The 16,194-nt window shown below is 69.3% G+C and carries 22 protein-coding genes and 1 pseudogene; 7 read left to right on the top strand and 16 right to left on the bottom strand.

All coding sequences use genetic code 11. The annotated features are described in order from the left end of the window. Window positions 1–88: 88 nt before the first annotated feature. From I6J71_RS25380 to I6J71_RS25345, 9 genes and pseudogenes are all read right to left on the bottom strand, one after another. A complete protein-coding gene (locus I6J71_RS25380) occupies window positions 89–346 on the bottom strand; it encodes a hypothetical protein (RefSeq protein WP_204089139.1) in 258 nt (85 codons plus the stop codon). Beyond that, the gene (locus tag I6J71_RS25375; protein WP_204089138.1) at window positions 343–651 is read right to left on the bottom strand and encodes a hypothetical protein; all 309 of its coding nucleotides are present in this window, start codon (window positions 649–651) and stop codon (window positions 343–345) included. The genes I6J71_RS25380 and I6J71_RS25375 overlap by 4 nt, the downstream gene beginning before the upstream one ends. 120 nt (window positions 652–771) lie before the next feature. Then, window positions 772–978, bottom strand: coding sequence for a hypothetical protein (locus tag I6J71_RS48830; RefSeq protein ID WP_239153906.1), 207 nt, complete (start codon window positions 976–978; stop codon window positions 772–774). Window positions 979–1,513: 535 nt separating this feature from the next. Beyond that, window positions 1,514–1,804: a response regulator transcription factor gene (locus tag I6J71_RS48825; RefSeq protein WP_239155430.1), complete on the bottom strand. Its 291-nt coding sequence runs from the start codon at window positions 1,802–1,804 to the stop codon at window positions 1,514–1,516. A gap of 2,065 nt (window positions 1,805–3,869) precedes the next feature. Then, a pseudogene (locus tag I6J71_RS48820) lies at window positions 3,870–4,277 on the bottom strand (ATP-binding protein); the annotation flags it as partial. A gap of 787 nt (window positions 4,278–5,064) precedes the next feature. Further along, the gene (locus tag I6J71_RS25360) at window positions 5,065–5,364 is read right to left on the bottom strand and encodes a hypothetical protein (RefSeq protein ID WP_204089137.1); all 300 of its coding nucleotides are present in this window, start codon (window positions 5,362–5,364) and stop codon (window positions 5,065–5,067) included. Between the two features lie 16 nt (window positions 5,365–5,380). Beyond that, window positions 5,381–5,644: a hypothetical protein gene (locus I6J71_RS25355; RefSeq protein ID WP_204089136.1), complete on the bottom strand. Its 264-nt coding sequence runs from the start codon at window positions 5,642–5,644 to the stop codon at window positions 5,381–5,383. A gap of 189 nt (window positions 5,645–5,833) precedes the next feature. Further along, the gene (locus I6J71_RS49905) at window positions 5,834–5,947 is read right to left on the bottom strand and encodes a DUF2510 domain-containing protein (RefSeq protein WP_255570911.1); all 114 of its coding nucleotides are present in this window, start codon (window positions 5,945–5,947) and stop codon (window positions 5,834–5,836) included. 214 nt (window positions 5,948–6,161) lie between these two features. Further along, window positions 6,162–6,410 (bottom strand): hypothetical protein, encoded by a 249-nt coding sequence (locus I6J71_RS25345; protein WP_204089135.1) that lies wholly within the window; start codon window positions 6,408–6,410, stop codon window positions 6,162–6,164. Between the two features lie 558 nt (window positions 6,411–6,968). Here I6J71_RS25345 and I6J71_RS25340 point away from each other — a divergent pair. Next, window positions 6,969–7,337 carry a cupin domain-containing protein gene (locus I6J71_RS25340; protein ID WP_239153905.1) on the top strand — a complete coding sequence of 123 codons (369 nt, stop codon included), beginning with the start codon at window positions 6,969–6,971 and terminating at the stop codon, window positions 7,335–7,337. A 309-nt stretch (window positions 7,338–7,646) separates the two neighbouring features. Here I6J71_RS25340 and I6J71_RS25335 read toward each other — a convergent pair whose 3' ends face one another. The 6 genes from I6J71_RS25335 to I6J71_RS25315 form a co-directional block, all read right to left on the bottom strand. Beyond that, complete coding sequence (locus I6J71_RS25335) at window positions 7,647–7,979, bottom strand: hypothetical protein (protein WP_204089134.1); 333 nt, start codon at window positions 7,977–7,979, stop codon at window positions 7,647–7,649. Window positions 7,980–8,086: 107 nt separating this feature from the next. After that, the gene (locus I6J71_RS25330; RefSeq protein ID WP_204089133.1) at window positions 8,087–8,710 is read right to left on the bottom strand and encodes a hypothetical protein; all 624 of its coding nucleotides are present in this window, start codon (window positions 8,708–8,710) and stop codon (window positions 8,087–8,089) included. A 163-nt stretch (window positions 8,711–8,873) separates the two neighbouring features. Next, window positions 8,874–9,161: a hypothetical protein gene (locus I6J71_RS48810; protein WP_239153904.1), complete on the bottom strand. Its 288-nt coding sequence runs from the start codon at window positions 9,159–9,161 to the stop codon at window positions 8,874–8,876. A gap of 106 nt (window positions 9,162–9,267) precedes the next feature. After that, a complete protein-coding gene (locus I6J71_RS48805) occupies window positions 9,268–10,005 on the bottom strand; it encodes a glycosyltransferase family 39 protein (RefSeq protein ID WP_239153903.1) in 738 nt (245 codons plus the stop codon). Window positions 10,006–10,187: 182 nt separating this feature from the next. After that, window positions 10,188–10,406: a hypothetical protein gene (locus tag I6J71_RS25320; protein ID WP_204089132.1), complete on the bottom strand. Its 219-nt coding sequence runs from the start codon at window positions 10,404–10,406 to the stop codon at window positions 10,188–10,190. Between the two features lie 44 nt (window positions 10,407–10,450). Beyond that, on the bottom strand, window positions 10,451–10,621 hold the full coding sequence (locus I6J71_RS25315) for a hypothetical protein (protein WP_204089131.1): 171 nt from the start codon (window positions 10,619–10,621) through the stop codon (window positions 10,451–10,453). Between the two features lie 139 nt (window positions 10,622–10,760). Here I6J71_RS25315 and I6J71_RS25310 point away from each other — a divergent pair, with 139 nt between their 5' ends. The 5 genes from I6J71_RS25310 (at window position 10,761) to I6J71_RS25290 (ending at window position 14,101) form a co-directional block, all read left to right on the top strand. Further along, the gene (locus I6J71_RS25310) at window positions 10,761–11,069 is read left to right on the top strand and encodes a hypothetical protein (RefSeq protein WP_204089130.1); all 309 of its coding nucleotides are present in this window, start codon (window positions 10,761–10,763) and stop codon (window positions 11,067–11,069) included. A 30-nt stretch (window positions 11,070–11,099) separates the two neighbouring features. Continuing rightward, window positions 11,100–11,366: a hypothetical protein gene (locus I6J71_RS25305; protein WP_204089129.1), complete on the top strand. Its 267-nt coding sequence runs from the start codon at window positions 11,100–11,102 to the stop codon at window positions 11,364–11,366. Window positions 11,367–11,473: 107 nt separating this feature from the next. Continuing rightward, window positions 11,474–11,764, top strand: a complete 291-nt coding sequence (locus I6J71_RS25300) for a hypothetical protein (RefSeq protein WP_204089128.1) — start codon at window positions 11,474–11,476, stop codon at window positions 11,762–11,764. A gap of 144 nt (window positions 11,765–11,908) precedes the next feature. After that, entirely contained in the window at window positions 11,909–12,736 is an 828-nt protein-coding gene (locus I6J71_RS25295; RefSeq protein ID WP_204089127.1) for a hypothetical protein, read from the top strand. Between the two features lie 555 nt (window positions 12,737–13,291). Further along, the gene (locus I6J71_RS25290; RefSeq protein ID WP_204089126.1) at window positions 13,292–14,101 is read left to right on the top strand and encodes an SGNH/GDSL hydrolase family protein; all 810 of its coding nucleotides are present in this window, start codon (window positions 13,292–13,294) and stop codon (window positions 14,099–14,101) included. Between the two features lie 243 nt (window positions 14,102–14,344). On the opposite strand, the gene I6J71_RS25285 is transcribed toward I6J71_RS25290, so the two are convergent. Further along, window positions 14,345–15,352 (bottom strand): aldo/keto reductase, encoded by a 1,008-nt coding sequence (locus tag I6J71_RS25285; protein WP_204089125.1) that lies wholly within the window; start codon window positions 15,350–15,352, stop codon window positions 14,345–14,347. 116 nt (window positions 15,353–15,468) lie between these two features. On the opposite strand from I6J71_RS25285, the gene I6J71_RS25280 reads away from it, so the two are divergent. After that, entirely contained in the window at window positions 15,469–16,041 is a 573-nt protein-coding gene (locus tag I6J71_RS25280; RefSeq protein WP_239153902.1) for a TetR/AcrR family transcriptional regulator, read from the top strand. Window positions 16,042–16,194: the final 153 nt, after the last annotated feature.

Here is a 16,194-nt window from a genome sequence, read left to right as displayed (position 1 = left end):
CATGGTGGGGCTTGCCGCTGGCCACGGTGAGCGGGGCCGAACCAAACCTCGTTGCCGAGGTCGACCGCCGCGCCCGGGCCACCGACAGTCACGGCAGGCGCGTTGTGCGTCGCCAGAGGGGTTCGTCGCCGCCGGCGCCGGCGAGTCGGCCGGGGCGGAGGGTGCTGCGGGTGACCTCGTCCTGCATGCGGGCCAAGGCGGCCCGGCATTCCCGGTTGAGCGGCCAGGCCTGCTCGCGGTCGAACGCACCAGCCCCGGCGCGTGCGGCCGCCGGCGACTGGTGCCAGCCCCCGAGCCGCGGATGCCAGACGGACAGCAAGCCGCGCACCTGCGCGAGGACCGTCATGATGACGTCGGCCGTGGTGCTGCCGGCTCCCGGTCTTCTGCGGAGATGTCCGGGCCGGTGTCGCGCAAGATGCCCCGGAGGTTGCCGAACAGTTCGCCGGTCACCACGCCGGCGTCGGCCTGGAGCATCTGCTGAAGGCCTACCCTCTGCGCCCTGCATCCGGCGCTGGTCATCGACGCGTCGCACTGGCCGTCGCTCCTGCGCGCCGTCGGGCACGGCGAACTCTCGGGCATCGACGCAAGCCGCGCCATATCCATCGGATTGGAACAGACGTTTGACTGGGTCAAGGAGCTGCTCAGACCCACGATTGCCGTCCCCGACGCGGCGTTCGATCATCATCGACAGCTCCAGCGTCGACCATTCGCAGGCCGTGGAGACGGGACCTGTCCACTGTGCGGTGATGGTGGCCCACCGCCAGACCGGGTTCAGGCGTCGACGGGGTCCCAAGCCGCTCGACCGTCCTGGATGCGGACGTGGCCAAAGGGCACGTCCGCGAAGTGGATGGAAAAGGCGTCACCGAAGGAGATCACCCGCTTCCCGCCCGCGTTGATGGCGTAAGCGGAGTGTCCGACGCTGTGGCCCGGGCTGAGCATGACGGTGACGCCGGGGAAGATCTCCTCGCCCTCGGCCACGGTGCGCACCTGTGGCTATATGACGACGCTGGGTCCATTCGGGTTCGCCGTGCAGGTATTCGGCCTTGGTGAAGACGGGCCGGTCGGTGTCCGGGGCGGGGTGCCAGGCCCAGCCGACGTGGTCGGCGTGCAGGTGGGTGAGCGCGACCGCCTCGGTGTCCGCCAGGTTTCGACCGACGGCGCCAGTCCTCCGCCAATTTGCGACAGTGGGCGGATCTGTCTCACGTGCCGATCCGTCCATATCTCAAGTTGATCTCAACCCACTGGTTACCGGCGAGAAACGTTGCATAAGGACGCCCCGTTCCGCCCGAAGGCGTTGACCCTAGCCTACGGATCGCCCATCTGGAGTATCAGGCAGCGTCACTTCGTAGGGGCACGAACCCGCCCCTCGACTCTCGGGGGCGATCCTCCACCGCCGGATCGCATCACCGTCCTCCTCGATCACCTATAGGGGCGGCGGCGCTGCAGGCAGTCACGCTGCCACCGGGGCGAAGTGACCTTGCCGTCGGGGAGCGGGCGACGACGTCGCGGGCTGTTACGTCGCCGGCGGCGAGGGGGGTGACGGTGGCGCCGGAGGCGCCGGCGGTTTCGGCGGGTGTGGCGGTGACATGAGTTTGTCGTAGATGCGGGTGAGGTGGCTTTCGACGGTGCGGGTGCTGAGGAACAACCGTGCGGCGATGTCGAGGTTGCTGTAGCCGTCCTGGACGAGGCGGGCGATCTGGGTTTCCAGCGCGGTGAGGGTGCTGCGGGACTCGGTGGTGTGGGCGGGGGTGGTCTCGCCGGTGATGCGTAACTCCAGGGCGGCGCGCTCGGCGAAGCCGGCCATGCCCATCGTCGAGTACAGGTCGTGTGCGGCGCGCAGCTGGTTGCGGGCATCGCCGTGGCGGCGTTCGCGGCGCAGCCACTCGCCATAGAGCAGGTGCGCCCGGGGCCAGGTCGGGCCGGCGGCGGGTGCGGGCGAGATGGCCGATCGCGTCGCGGTAGGCGGTTTCGGCGGCCGGCCCGTCGGTGAGCAGGGCGCGTGTGCGTGCCTCCACGCCGAGCGCCCACTCGGTGCCCGTGGCGCGCAGCGGTGGCGAGAACCAGGTCCAGATGTCGGTGGCGAGCTCGCGCGCCCCGGATCGGGCGGCCGCCTCGATCACCTCGGCCGCACTCCACAGAGACACGAACCGCTGGCCCGGGTAGTCGTAGCTGATGAGCTGGCGGCCTGCCCGCAGTGCGTCCTCGTAGCGGGCGAGCCCGTTGTACAGCACCACGCTCGTCCACGCCGTCGCGATCAGCGCGACGCCCTCGCCCCGCGCGGCCGCGCTCGTGACGGCTGACTCGCTCAGGGTGCGGAACTCGGCCTCCCGCCCCTGCCAGGCCCTGAGCATCAGGCCGCCGTAAGGGGCGATCTGGCTCCCTGTCGCCTCGGCGACCGCCTCGCATTCCTTGAGCAACGGCTCAGCCTCGGTCAGCTCGCCGGCAAAGATGTGCCCGGCCACGCGCGATTGCAGGGCGAGGGGAAGCCCGGCGAGCGTGCCGGTGTCACGAGCGATCCGGATGTGCCGGCGAGTGAGCAGGTCGAATGTCTCGTCATCCCACAGGTTTTGGGCGGCGAAAAGAGCAAGCCATGTCCAGCGAAGGACCTCGCCATGGGCCAGATCCGGGCGGCGGAACGCGTCCAGTGCCAGCTTCAGCGACGCCACCGCGGCCGCGTATCCCTCCGTCACCTGCAGGGCCAGACCGTCGAGCAGCAGGTCGAGCGGGCGGGGCGGCTCCGGGGCCGGGGGTGCGGTGCGCGCGGCTTCGGCGACCTCCCGGATTCCTCCATGGCTCGCCCGCGGGCCGGTGAATGCCGCTGCCTCGAGCGCCCCGAGATAGGTTTCGCGGGCCAGTCTCACATCGAGCGGCGCGAGCCGGGCGGCTGCTCTCAGCAGCAGCGGCGGAGCGTCGCGACTGTGGCTCCGGGCCAACGCGATCTGGGCGCGCAGCAGCTGGCACCGTGCGAGGTGGAGCTCGTCGGGCGGGCCCACCTCGGCGATGGTCAGCAAGTCGAGCGCGGCGTCCGGCGCACCGGCCTGGTGCTTGGCCTCCGCGGCGCCGAGTGCTCGCTCGGCCCGCTGGACGGGGTCGAGGGTCAGGTGCGTGGCCCGCTCGAGAAACGCGGCCGCCGCGGCCACGCCCCCGCGGGCCTGGGCCCGCCCGGCCGAGCGGGCCAATTCGGCCGCGACCTCCTCGTCCGGGCCCGCGGCCGCGTGCGCGCGGTGCCACGCCCGGCGATCCGGATCCCGCTCCGGGTCGGTGACGGCGCCTAGTGCGGCGTGTACGCGGCGCCGATCCTCGGGGGAGGCGGCGCGGTAGAGCGCCGAGCGCACGAGCGGATGCCGGAACCACACCCGTGGACCGAAGGTGACCAGGCCCGTCTGCTCCGCCGGCGCCGCCGCCGTGATCCCGGTGCCGAGGCGCTCGGCCGCGCGCCACAGCAGCACTGGCTCGCCGCTCGGCTCGGCGGCGGCGACCAGCAGCAGCAACCGGGTCTCGCCCGGTAGTGGCGCCAGCCGCCGGTGGAAACTCTCCTCGATCCGGCTCGGCAGCCCGGCGGTGCCCGGCAGCCCGAACCCACCCGCCAGCTCGGCCGGGCTCAGCCCGCGCGGGAGCTCCAACAGCGCCAGCGGGTTTCCCTGCGTCTCGGCCAGGATCCGGTCGCGTACCTGCGGGTCCAAGGGGCCATGTAGCGCCGAGGCCAGAAGTTCCCGCGCCGCCTCGGCGGGAAGCCCGCCGATCTTCAGCTGCGGCAGCCCCGTCAGCTCGCTGGTTTCCTGCGGCTCGCGCAGGGTGAAGACCAGGCCCACCGACTCGGCCGACAGCCGCCGTGCCACGAACGCCAGCGTCTGCACCGACGCCTGATCCAGCCACTGCGCGTCGTCCACCAGGCACACCAGCGGCCGGTCGTCGGGCGGCGCCAGCAGGCTCAGCACCGCTATTCCGACCAGGAATCGATCCGGCGGGCTCGCGCTGGTGCCCAACCCCAGCACCGTCTCCAGCGCGGCCCGTTGCGGCCCGGGCAACCGCGCCAGCCGATCCAGCAGCGGCGCGCACACCTGGTGCAGCCCCGCGAAGGCCAGCTCTGTCTCCGACTGGATTCCGGTCGCGCGCACCACTCGGCACTCCCGGGCGTTCTCGTCGATGTAGTCCAGCAAGGCCGTCTTGCCCACACCCGGCTCGCCACGCACGACCAGGACCCGGCTCTGGCCCGCCTGCACGGCGTCGACCAACCGGCCGAACTCCACCAGCTCCCTGTTACGGTCCCGCAGCATTTCGCACCACCGCCACCCGCTCCACGCCACCACACCGGCCTGATCACACGGGCCCCACGGCGACCTCATCGGGCCCTCAAAACATAACCCTGACCACCGCGTGCCCGCCTCGCCAGCGGCCTTTCCGCCGGCCCAAGTTGTTTCTCGACGACGTAGATGCGGACTTTCTGGTCATGCCGCGAGCGGCCCTGGGTCGGCGGGGTTGCTGTCGGGGTGTTGGTTGCTTCAGGAGAGGCCGGCGAGGTCGAGGTGGTGGTGGGTGTGGGTGGCGGCGATGTAGGCGGGGCGGGCTTTGGCCGGTCCGATCTCCGTGGGGATGGGGTCATCGTCGACGGTGGTGTTGTCGGGTCGGCTGGCTCGGGGAAGTTGTCGGCGGTGGGCACGGCCGGCCGCTCGCGGGCTTTTGGTGGCGTGGGCGGTGGGGACGGTGTTCTCGGGGTGGGCTTCGGCGGTGAGCTGGCCCAGGGTTGCCTGGACGATGTCGACGCGGTGTTCGTCGATGACGTCGACGAATGGGCGCAGGTGGCGTCCGTTAGGGTCCGTCCCTTTCGGCGTAGTCCTGCACTTCGTCCCGGGTGGCGAACAGCAGTAGCTTGCGGTGGGTGGTGGGCCGGCCGGCAGGTCGCGTGCGGCCTGGTTCTTGGTCAGGTGCTTGACCAGGCCGGTCAGCTCGACCTCCAGGTCGTGCTGGTCAGTCCAGGACTGGCCGGCGCCGTTCGTGATGCTGCGGACGCTGTCCCAATGTCGGCACCTGAGCAGGTGGTGCGCCTCGCCAGTCGCCGGCAGGTCAGGTGCGCACGCAGGTCTGCAGCCCGAGTGACTGCCAGCCGGGCGGACAGTCCGACACAGGGAAATGGATGCAGCAGTAGACGATGAACCCCATTAACAGCACCAGCGCGGGCGCCGCGTAGCGCACCCACCATCGGGTGAGGCACGGGCGCGTGCCGCAACGTGGCATCTCGCCTTCCCACCTGGTTGTGCCGTGGGTGCAGGTCGGGTTGAACCACCCGGCCTTCTCGATGGGTGCGTAGACGTGCGCGCGTCTGGCCTTGGGCGTCTCGCTGGTGCGCCGGTGGGAAGTCGTCATCAGCGCACCTCGGTTCCTACGACGCGAACCATTGAAGCTGCTCGTCGGCCGTTAGCGTGCGCAGTTCGACCGGCCTACGTCCGCGTTTCGGCATGGTCACGAAGTGCCACGTCAGCGGCGTCTTGTCGCGCCGCTGCAGCTCGGTGCGGCTGTCGACCCACCGCCATCCGTACCGAAACCGTGCGAGATACCGCAGTCCGGAGGCCGTCCGGTCGAAGTCGCGCACGAGAACGTCGATGCGGTGCTCAGGCTCTCTGTCGCCGCTGCTGAAGTAGTGCATGGGTCCTCGTCTTGTGTCGTGCAGCTGTCGCTGGGGCCGGGTAGCCGACTGAACACCAGCGTCGGCGGCACGCGCGCCCTTACAGCCGCGACAGGTCGGAATCCAAAGTGGCGGCTCTCACCGCGACCAGCACCAGTCGACACCCCCGCCCACCGCGAGGGTGACCGGGGCTCCGTTGCGTTCGGGTGGCTACCGCTGCGGCCCGAACGACGGCGTCCACTGCGCGCCGTTCCACCACCGCATATGTCCGGCCTGCCGGGGCGACGGGTACCAGCCCGGCGGGGGAGACGCCGGAGCGGCGATCGGCGCGCCGGATGCGGCCTGAGCCGCAGCGGCTTTCCGCTTTCGCCCCCACAGCAGATCACCGACGACCCCTTCGGGTGCCGGGAGGTTTCGATGCCGGCAGCCTCAGCCTGCGCCTGCGCGAGTCGAAGAAGCGGTCGAGGAACCGCGGACGATTCCCCCGGTGCCGTGCGGCTTCGTGGGGACTCGGCCGGTACAGTCGGGAGAGGAGCTCTCAGCTCTCAGTGGCCGATCGGCCGACCATGCGGATGAGTTCGGCCCTGCCCTCGTCGGTGAGCTGGTAGCGGCCGCCTGCCTCGGCCAACCACCCCCACTCGGCGAGCCGGTCGAGCACGACGCGCACGGCAGGCTGGGGCACGTCCGCCGCGCGCGAGAGCTCATCGGCTTCCCACGCGTGTCCTTCCGGCGCTGCCAGCAACGCCGCACCGATGGGCGCGAGCATGGGTCGACGCGGTGCCCTCATGGTGATCACCTCTTTGTGCGAACCGCCCAGTGGGGACGCTACCGAACCGCACCGCCCGTGGCGCCGCGGAACAGCGGCAGCACCGTCTGCTGAGGCGAGGACAGTGCGGCGATCGTCTCGGCCCGCCAGCGCCGCACGTACCGCGGGCAGTTGTTGCACTAGCCCCGATGGGTGCAGCCGGGCAGCTTGATGCGCGAGTACCGTGCCGTCGCCGATCAGGCCATCGAGCCGGCGGAGGCGAGCATGTGCCCGATGCGGGCCGGGCCGTCTGGCTTCACCCCGAACCCGTGCAGCCGGATGCCCCGCGCGCCCACAGCGCGGTCACGATCGCGGCGATCTCCGCGGTCTCGACCCGCCGGCACACCGAACCCGACCCGACCAGCCGTCAGGTCGATGCCGGCGGCTACAAACGTACCCATTGCCTTCTTCCCGACCCGCGGTGCCCATCCGATGAAGTGGTGACTTCAGACCCTAGTCTGCCCAGGCTGTAGCTGCGGACGATGACCTGAGGGGGACTCCAACCGGCACCCCTTGCGGGAAGGCGATAAGGAGGTCGTCATGGCGGGAATTCGCAAAATGAGTCTGGATAACCCGGAAGAGGTGCGGCCCTTCCAGGATGATCGCGGCCAACTGGAGATGGTCAACCTCGACGAAGGCGCGGTGGCGCGCGCAACGTTCATGCCCGGCTGGCAGTGGTCCAAACATGTGAAGCCGATGGCGGGAACCGAGAGCTGCGAGGTGCCGCACAGGGGCTACGTCATTTCGGGGCGCATGACTGTCAGGATGGACGACGGGGAGGAAGCCACGTTCGGCGCTGGCGATTTCATGCTCATCCCGCCAGGACACGACGGATGGGTCGTGGGCGACGAGCCGTGCGTGGTGATCGACTGGCAAGGCATGACTGACTACGCCAAGCAAAAGGCGTGAGCAGGCGAAACCCTGAGGCGACCGAGCGGCAGGTACATCTCCACGTGCCGCAACCATCGGCCGCGATGAACCCCGAGGTAGAACCTGGTCTCCTGCGTCGCCGTGTCGGTCGAGGCGTGGAAAGCATGGCCATCTGATGCCGATAACGGCCAGGGCTGTCCGCACGGGACTCGGCCGTGGACGGGCCGCTTCGGGCGGGCCTGAACATGCGAGAAGGCCCTGGCCGCCGCGACGACGGCCCGGGGCCTTCTCGAGCCGGTCGGCTGGTGATCAGTACGACCGTTCCCAGCCGAGGGAGCACCCCCATGGCTACACCGGAATAACGCCGCTCACAATCCACGCGGCGAACGCCTCGCGAATGCTCGGCATCCAATACGTTCGATCCACTTCCCATGCGTCACGGTGTTCCGCATAGGCATCGGCAAAAACTTCCGCGACAGCAGCGGCTTGCGACAGTGCGAACGCCAGCGCCTCGGGGCGGCCGTCGCTCGAAGGTCTCACGCGCAGGCGGGCCGAGGTCCACCGCATGCGGCTCGCGATCCCGGGAGGCATGCTGGGCGCGGTCTGATCGAACCATTCGGCCGTCGCCCGGCGGACCGTGTCTCGGTCACAAGGCTCCGTTTCGGCGGGTGCAACAGTCATGATCGATTTCTCTTTCTTCGGTCCACTCCCGGGAAAGGTTTGCCCCGAGAGCTCGGTCGCGGGTGGAGATGGCCGATCGGGGCCTTCTCCGGCCGGTCAGCTGGTGATCAGTACGACCATTCCCACCCGAGGCCGCCGTTCTGGAAGAAGCCCGAGGGCACGGTCAGCTGGAGCTTGCCGCTCGCGTCCGGCGTCGCGAACGAGATCTGCCCGGTGTACGTGCGGTTGGGCGCGTACGTCGACGGCAGCTCCTTCTGCGGCAACAGGCACATGTCCGTCTCTGCCTGGTTGGTGACGCCGCTGCTGCCGGTGCTCGAGAACGCGTACGGATTGATCAGGCCGGGCAGGGCGTCGAAGGCGCTACCGCCGGGCTGGCTCGCGTCCTTGTCGGTGTAGGTCTTCACGGTGACGTCCATGACCACCGTGTGTTTGCCCGCCTCGCGCTGGCTGTACGGGTCGCATTTCGGGTCAACGCGGACTTTCGTGATCCAGAAGTCGACAGCGATGCTGCCGTCCGAGTTGGTGATCCCGGCGCGATCCCCGACCTTCTTCGCCAGGTAGGAGGGCGACGCGGACGTCGGAGCAGCGGCGGCGCGGGAGGCGGCGTTGACGCTCGCGGGCGCCGGCGCATTGGGGAAGCTCGGGGTGGTGGGCGCGGCGTTGGTGCCGCACGCGGTCAGGCCGAACGCGGTCACCGCCGTTGCGGTGAGCAGGAGGAAGCGCTTGGACATGTCGTAATCCCTTGATCAAGTGTGCTGGTGGTAGTTGGAACTTGAGGCGATGTGTTGCGGACAGGAAACCCTTCGTGGAAGATGCCTCGAACGGAGAGCGCGCGAATGGCCGGCGCCTCGTCGGGCAGGATGGATGGGGTTAAGCGCAGGAGCGAATGCCCCGCTAGATCGCGTATTTCCAGACCGTGAGCGAGTACGCCGAATACCAGGCGCCAACGAGCACGAACACGGAAGCCGACGCCACCATCGTGACCGTGCGACGGTGCGCGAACCCCGCCGCGATCGGCAGCAGCAACGCGAAATCAGGGAGCAGAAACCGGGTCTTGAGCGCCGGAAGCCCGGCACTGCACACGACCAGCACAACCACACCGACCGCGTACGCAGCCAGCTGCCACGGGATGCGGCGGCTCGCGACCACAATCACCGCCAGGCCCGCAGCCGCCAAAGTCACCAGCACAACAAGCGTTTGCCACGCGCTGCCCTCGCTGAACAGCTGGCGGGATACCCAACGCCACGTGTCGATGCCAGGGTCGAGGCGCGTGTTCCAACCGTGGAGCTCAACAGCCGCCCCACCCGGTCACGCTGCCCGTGCGCACAGCCACCATGCCCCAGTAGCCCAGTAAACCGAGCGGCGCGACCACGACGCACGCGAGGGCCTGCCAGCGGCGTCGGCCGCGCCACGCGTCGATCACCGCCGCCACGACCACCACAGCAATCAGCACGGACGCCGTCGACCTGGTGAGCCCAGCGAACACGGTCGCACCGGTCGCCAAGAACCACTTCCGCTCGAGCACGCCGACGAGCGCCCACACCGCCAACGCGGTGAACAGCGACTCCGTCATCACCATCGACTCGGTGATCGCCATCGGCGCACCCGCCCACAACACGGCCAGCAACAACCCGACGCGCGGCCCGCTCACCAGCCGGCCGATCCGGTACAGCCCGCACGCGGCAGCGATGCCGGCGACCGTCGACACGATGAGGCCGGCCGCGGTCAAGGAAATGCCGGGCAGTTGCCCGACGAGCTCCGTAAACGCCGGGTAGAGCGGAAAGAATCCGTACGGCGCATCGGGAAACGGGTGGCCGCTGATGTCCATCGGGTGGGACACACCGGTGTAGTTGTGTTCCGCGATCTGCAAATACCACCAGCCGTCCCACGACCGCAGCCGGTCGAGCAGCGGCCGGTTGCTGTGCACGGCCATGAGAGCCAACACGCCCACGCTGAACAGCCGCACCGCCAGGAACAGCCCCGCCGCGCGCACATAACCCGACTGCGCCCACGGCAACCCACGCACGCTTCGTCGGAGTGCGGAGAGGAGATCGGCAGAACGAGGAGACACGACAAGCGCCGGCCCCTTCGCGTTCGGCACCGGTCTGTCCTCGAGGTTCGTCAACGTTGCCCCCTGCAAAATTTGGATCAGCTAAGAATCTTCGAGTGGATCAAGAGCAGCGTTACCCGGCTTCCGAGTGAGGGGAGTCACCGCTCGCCGCCGGTAAGATCACCCTCCTCGGCGGTGGTGAACGCCACGATCTCCGAACGGTCGCTGCTGCGCTTGGCGAAACCGACGTGGCCGAGCAGCTCGATGCGGACGTCCGGGATCGGGATCGAGAGCGTCACGCTCACGAGCCGGCGGATCTTGACGCCGAGCTCGACCTTCGTGACCGCGCTGACCTTCCACGGCGACAGCAGGCTCATCGGCTCCTTCGTGAACCGGACCGTGTACCGGGCCTAAGGGCGTTTTAGGCGAGGCGGATGACCGCGGCGGCGATCGCGCCGAGGTGCAGCGGGCCCTCGTCGGTGCCGCCCAGCAAACCGCTGAAAGTCGAGAACGACGTCAAGCTGCTCGCCCGCGTCGCCGACGGGCTGGCTCGGCTGTAGCCGCCGTGCCGTGCCGTGCCGATCCTCAGCATCGGGTCGGGCACCACGGCGAACGCCGGCCTTGGTGCGTGGAGCAAGAAAAGCAGCGCTCACCGGAAACACAGCCGGGCGAACGATCGACTTAGCCCAGTACGGCCCGCACGCCGGCCCAGCCCAGGGGAGGAGCCCGCAGTGACGCAAGAGGAGATGGACCGGCTGAGACTCCTGCTCTGGCGGCTGGAGGGGCTGAGGTACGGCGAGAAGAAGCCGCCCGTGCCCCGGGCGCAGCTCCAAGCGGAGATCTGCACGATGATGGGCGAGCCGGACGCCGAACAGGCGGTGTTCAAGGCTCGCGCAGCGGCGAAGTCGGCCCGCCAGCGGGAACGGGCAGCGGCGCGGGCGAAAGCGCGGGCCGCTGCCAAGCGGGGCAAGCGCATGCCGCCGCCCCTTCGGGTTAGATCGGTGATCGTGAACAACGTCGGACGCGGCAAACGCAGTTGACGTTCCAACCACCGACACACGAGACACCGCTTGACGAGCAGCGACGCGACCAGATTCACCTGGCAGCCGTGCCCGTACTGCGGCAAGCCTCCGCCGGACCAGGAAGCATCACGACCGCCGAGCGACGGCGACCTTCTCGTCTGCTTCGGCTGCACCGAGCCCGCGATCTACCAGACCGGGCCCCTCGGCGGGTACCTGCGCAAGCCGACGCCGGCGGAGCCGGCCGAGTTCGCCGTCGACCACGGCCACCACGTCGAACGGCTCCGCCGTTTCCTCAAGGACCGGCCCGACCGGTGAGATTGCGACGTTCGGTCAGACCCGCCTTTGATCCCTGCCGGCCGGCAGTGGCAGCCCTGCCGGTACTACATCCGGGGCTGCCGAGCGATGTTGCGGAGGTGCCACGGATGATCCGTGTCGAAGTACGTTCCTACGGTGAGGTGCTCGAATCGAGCCGAGCCGATCCAGATTTCGATCCGGTGCTGTCCGGTGTGGATCGGACCGCTTACCCGATTCTGGGCCATCTGGATCCCTACGGCGACACCTATCTGAACAGCATGCAAGTCACGACGCTCAAGGGGGAGATAGCGCGGGCGGGGGACCGGTTGGTGCCGGCTCGCTTCGCCGGTGATCTCCTCGCGCTGTGTGAGCTGTGCCTGGCAGATTCACATCGATTCATGCGATTTATCGGGGACTGAGTCAACCGCCGGTGGGTGAGAGCCGAAGCTGGTGGCGGCGGTGTCTTGTCGACTGACGGTGACGTGATGTAACACCGCCGGGTTGCCGGGCGACTACTGTACGGCGCGACCGTCCTCGGTACGTGCAGTGCCGTGTTCCCAGCCGTGACCGAGGTAGCCGTGAAGACGTCCCGCAAACCCGTCGTCGCGGTGTGGGGCGCCGTGGTGATCATCGCCATCGCCGTGAGCTTCATCCATGCCGCGGTCAGCTTTGGCAGCTCGGAAGCCCCGACGTCTTCGGCACCGCCAGCTGCGTTGAACGCACTCGGTTGCCCGGTGGTGACGAAAGGTACGTCGGTGTCGGCGATATCTTCGTGCACCGAGAAGGAGCTGGCCAAGCGGGTCTGCGGAGTCGACTTGGGTTCCGAGGAGCCCCAGACCACCATCCAGACCGGTGTGGTCGGTTTCTCGTATCCCCGGGCCGGCGTGTACGTGGCCGCGGTGGGATCAATGAACGCCGCGGGCATGCCTGGTCAGAACGAGAGTGGGACGTTCATTTCGCAAGTCAGCATCTCGTGCCCGGTGGGTGCAGGCAGCATGATCAATCAGCCTGAGTGGGCGCAGATCCTTCAGGCCAACGGTTCCGTTTCCCCTCGTTTGAAGAACGAGTGGCGCACCCTCGCCATCATGAGGCCTCTGGCGAGCGGGCCCCCACAAAGGACGGTCACGGTCCCGGCGAGGCCGAGGACCTCGGAGCCGGTCTCGCCCCCGGAGTCAACGCCGTCGGATCCGTGTTCGGCCACCGCTGATCGGCTGTTGCGGGCCGTGCTCGACGGCACGATGACCATCGACCAGGCGAAGGCGCAGCTACCGAGCCAGATCCCGCCGTCGAGGCTTGATGAGGTGGTGTCCGCCGTCAGCTCCTCCAAGGCACAGGGATTGGACGACACCGGCGAGGCTGAGTACGACCTCACCTACACCTGCACCCACTAGTCCAGGTGGTCGGCGGCCCACACAGGACGGCGGCGCACCCCCACGGCCTTGGGACTACGCCGCCAGTAGGTCCGTCCAGCCAAAAAGAAACCTCCGGCCGATTAGAGCACGCACCGCGAGGGCGAGAGCGCAAGGCTCAGGCGCGTCGGCCACACCGCTGCCAGCGCGGCCGCATCGAGCATGTGCCGGCAGTGCAGCGGCTCCCCGACCCGCGGCAGCGGCAACCAGGCGCCGAGCCCTTCGCCTCGGGGGTGTCTTCGATCAGGGTCGTCGTCCACGTGTACCCCGCGCCCTGCTGGGCCGCACGCAGCGCCCGTACTCGTCGGTCACCGCCCGCCCAGTGCGGCCCGTCGGTGGACCAGTCCAGCCGTGCGCAGCAGACTGTCGGCATTCCCACCGATTTCGAGCTGCACGGCAATGCACGGCACCGACTTCGTTGCCGGCCGCGGCCGGCAGGGGAGTACGGGTCGGATTCCGTGACCGATCGGACACGATCGCGGCGACGGCGCTCAAGTCTGGCTACCGTTGCGAAAAAGAATTGAGGCAAGGGGAAAAGTGAAGAAGTGGTGGCTCGTGCCCGCGATGTTCGCGGCGCTCGTTTCCTTCGCAGGTACGGCTTCAGCGTGTCCGCAACCCGAGTACTACCTGTCGCTGGGCGACTCGCTGGCGGTCGGTTTCCAGCCGGACGCGACAGGCGTCGGGCACCCGACGGACCAGGGCTTCGACCAGCTCGTCGCCCAGCGGCGCGAGCTGGGGCTGACCGAACTGGGCTGCCCGGGCGAAACGACTACGTCGATGCTTGTCGGTGGCAGCTGCCACGGCGCGACTTCGCAGGTCAGTGCCGCTGAGCGGTTCCTCGCCGCCCACCGCGGTCACACGCGGCTGGTCACGCTCGTGATCGGCGCGACCGATGTCGAGGACTGCGCGACGGCGACCGGGATCGATCTCGCGTGCGTAGGGCAGGGAATCGCGGCCGTGCAGAAAAACCTGCCCGTGATTGTGAGCCGCGTCCACCGGGCTGATCCACGCGCGAAGATTGTGGGGCTGAACCTCTACGACCCGTTCCTCGTGTCCTTCCTGCAGGGCCCGGCGGGCCAGGACCTGGCTCGGCAGTCCGTGCAGTTGCTGCAGCAGGTGAACGCGGTGCTCGGTGGAATCTACTCACAGGCCGGGGTGCCGGTGGCCGACGTGGAGTCGGCGTTCCACACCACGGACTTCACACCGGCGTCGGCGCCGCTGAACGTGACCACGATCTGCGCCGACACGTTCATGTGTGCCCCGGCTCCGGTCGGGCCGAACATCCACCCGAACGCTGCGGGGTACGGCCTGCTGGCGGACGCGGTCCAGGCGCGGCTGCACGCGTAGGCGGGAAATCTTGATCGGCATCCTGCGTGCGTGTGGCGCGTGAGCCTCTCGATACCCAGGTGCCTCACCCGTTCCGTCGACGACCACGAGCGCCTCTTGGAGGCCTACCGCGACCGCGGCACGCCGCTCACGGTCGCGCTGACGAAGTCCACCAGCACCGCCGGCCTGCACGCGATCGAGGAATCGGGCTGGTCGGGCCGGGCCTCCGAGCCCGGCCCCGTCGCCGGCGGCGAGCAGCAGGCGTCAAGCGGCAGCGCGTTCGCCCAGCGGACGGCGGCGCAGGGCCGGGTTCGTCAGCCCTGGCGGGTAGTAGGCCTGGTCGAGCGTACCGACGTCGGTGCCGGGCGGGACGAGTTCGTCGATGCGGTCCAAGACGTCGTCGGGCACGGCGACGTCGAGGCCGGCCAGCAAGTCGTCGAGGTGCTGCATCGTGCGCGCGCCGAGCAGGGCGCTCGTGACGCCCGGGTGGGAGATCGCGAATGCCATCGCCAGGTGCGTCATCGGCAGGCCGGCCTCGGCGGCCAGCGGTCCGAGCTTCGCGACGACGTCGATCCGGCGCTCGTCGGACAGGTGGCGCGCCATGCCCCGGCGACGCAGTTCGCCGGGCGCGCGGCCGGTGAGCAGACCCTGGCCGAGCGGGCCCCACACCAGCACACCCAGCCCGAAGCGCCGCGCGACGGGCAGGATCTCGCGCTCGATGCCGCGGTTGAGGATCGAGTACACGGGCTGCTCGGTGTGGAACCCGATCAGGCCGCGGCGTTCGGCGATCCACTGAATGCCGACGAGGTCGGACGCCGGTGTCTGGGACCCGCCGATCGCACGCACCTTGCCGCTGCGGACCAGGTCGGTCAACGCGGAAAGCGTTTCCTCGAGGTCCGTGTCCGGGTCGGGCCGGTGCACTTGGTACAGGTCGATGTGGTCAGTCTGCAGACGCCGCAGCGAGTTTTCGACGGCGGTGACGATCCAGCGCCGCGAGGTGCCCCGGTGGTTGGGGTCCGCGTCGACGGGGCGGCCGAACTTGGTGGCGAGGACGACGTCGTCCCGGCGCCCGCGCAGCGCCTTGCCGACGATCTCCTCGGAATCCTGGTAGGCGTCGGCGGTGTCGATGAAGTTGATGCCGGCGTCCAGTGCCTTGTGGATGATCCGGGCGGACTCCTCCGGCGCGTTGCCCATGGTGGTGGCGAACATCAGCGTGCCGAGGGCATACGGGCTGACCTGGATGCCGGTGCGGCCGAGCGGACGGTACAACACGGTTTCTCCCTGGGTCGGACGGCCGGCGCCGGTGATGCCGTACGCTGGCCTAAGCGGAAAGTTCTTCCGGAACTATACGGAAAGCTTTTCCGGATCTGCAACCCCGAGGGACTGACGTGACCGAGAACGTGAAGCCGCGCCGGCAGCGCGCCGACGCGCAACGCAACGTCGAGGCGTTGCTGGAGGCCGCGCGGGAAGTCTTCGACACCTCCGGTGTCGACGCGCCGGCGAAGGAGATCACCGACCGGGCCGGGGTCGGTGTCGGCACGCTGTACCGGCACTTCCCGCAGCGTGCGGACCTGGTGAAAGCCGTGGTGCAGACCGGCATCGACGCAGTTGCCGACGCCGGCCCGCGGCTCGCGGCCGCCCACGAACCGGACGAAGCGCTCTCGCGGTGGATCGACCGGTTCACCGAGCTCCTTGGGACCAAACGCGGCCTCGCCTCCGCGCTGCATTCGGGTCATCCCGCGTTCGAGGGCCTGCCCGGCTACTTCCACCAGCGCCTCGGCCCCACCCTCACCGCGCTGCTCGACGCCGCGGCCACCGCCGGCGCGATCCGCGGCGACGTCCCCGCCGAAGACCTCCTCTACGCGATCGCCCAGCTGTGCCAGCCCATGCCCGGCCGGGACCTCAGCCACGGCCGCCGCATGGTCGCGCTCCTCGTCGACGGCCTGCGGTACGGCCGCTGACCAGGCCCGGGCCCAGGCTCACACCTGACCGGACCGATCGATCGCCCGCAACCCCCGCAGCACCAGCGACTTGCTCACCGCCGCGGCGAGGGCGTCGCGGTCGGCGTAGGCGTTGACGAGGCGTTCGTGGCCGGCCAGGGAGTGCAGCGGCAG

The organism is Amycolatopsis sp. FDAARGOS 1241 (assembly GCF_016889705.1).
Classification (GTDB): domain Bacteria; phylum Actinomycetota; class Actinomycetes; order Mycobacteriales; family Pseudonocardiaceae; genus Amycolatopsis.
Note: the sequence above shows the minus strand (reverse complement) of the source record. Positions and strands in the feature narration are given on the sequence as shown.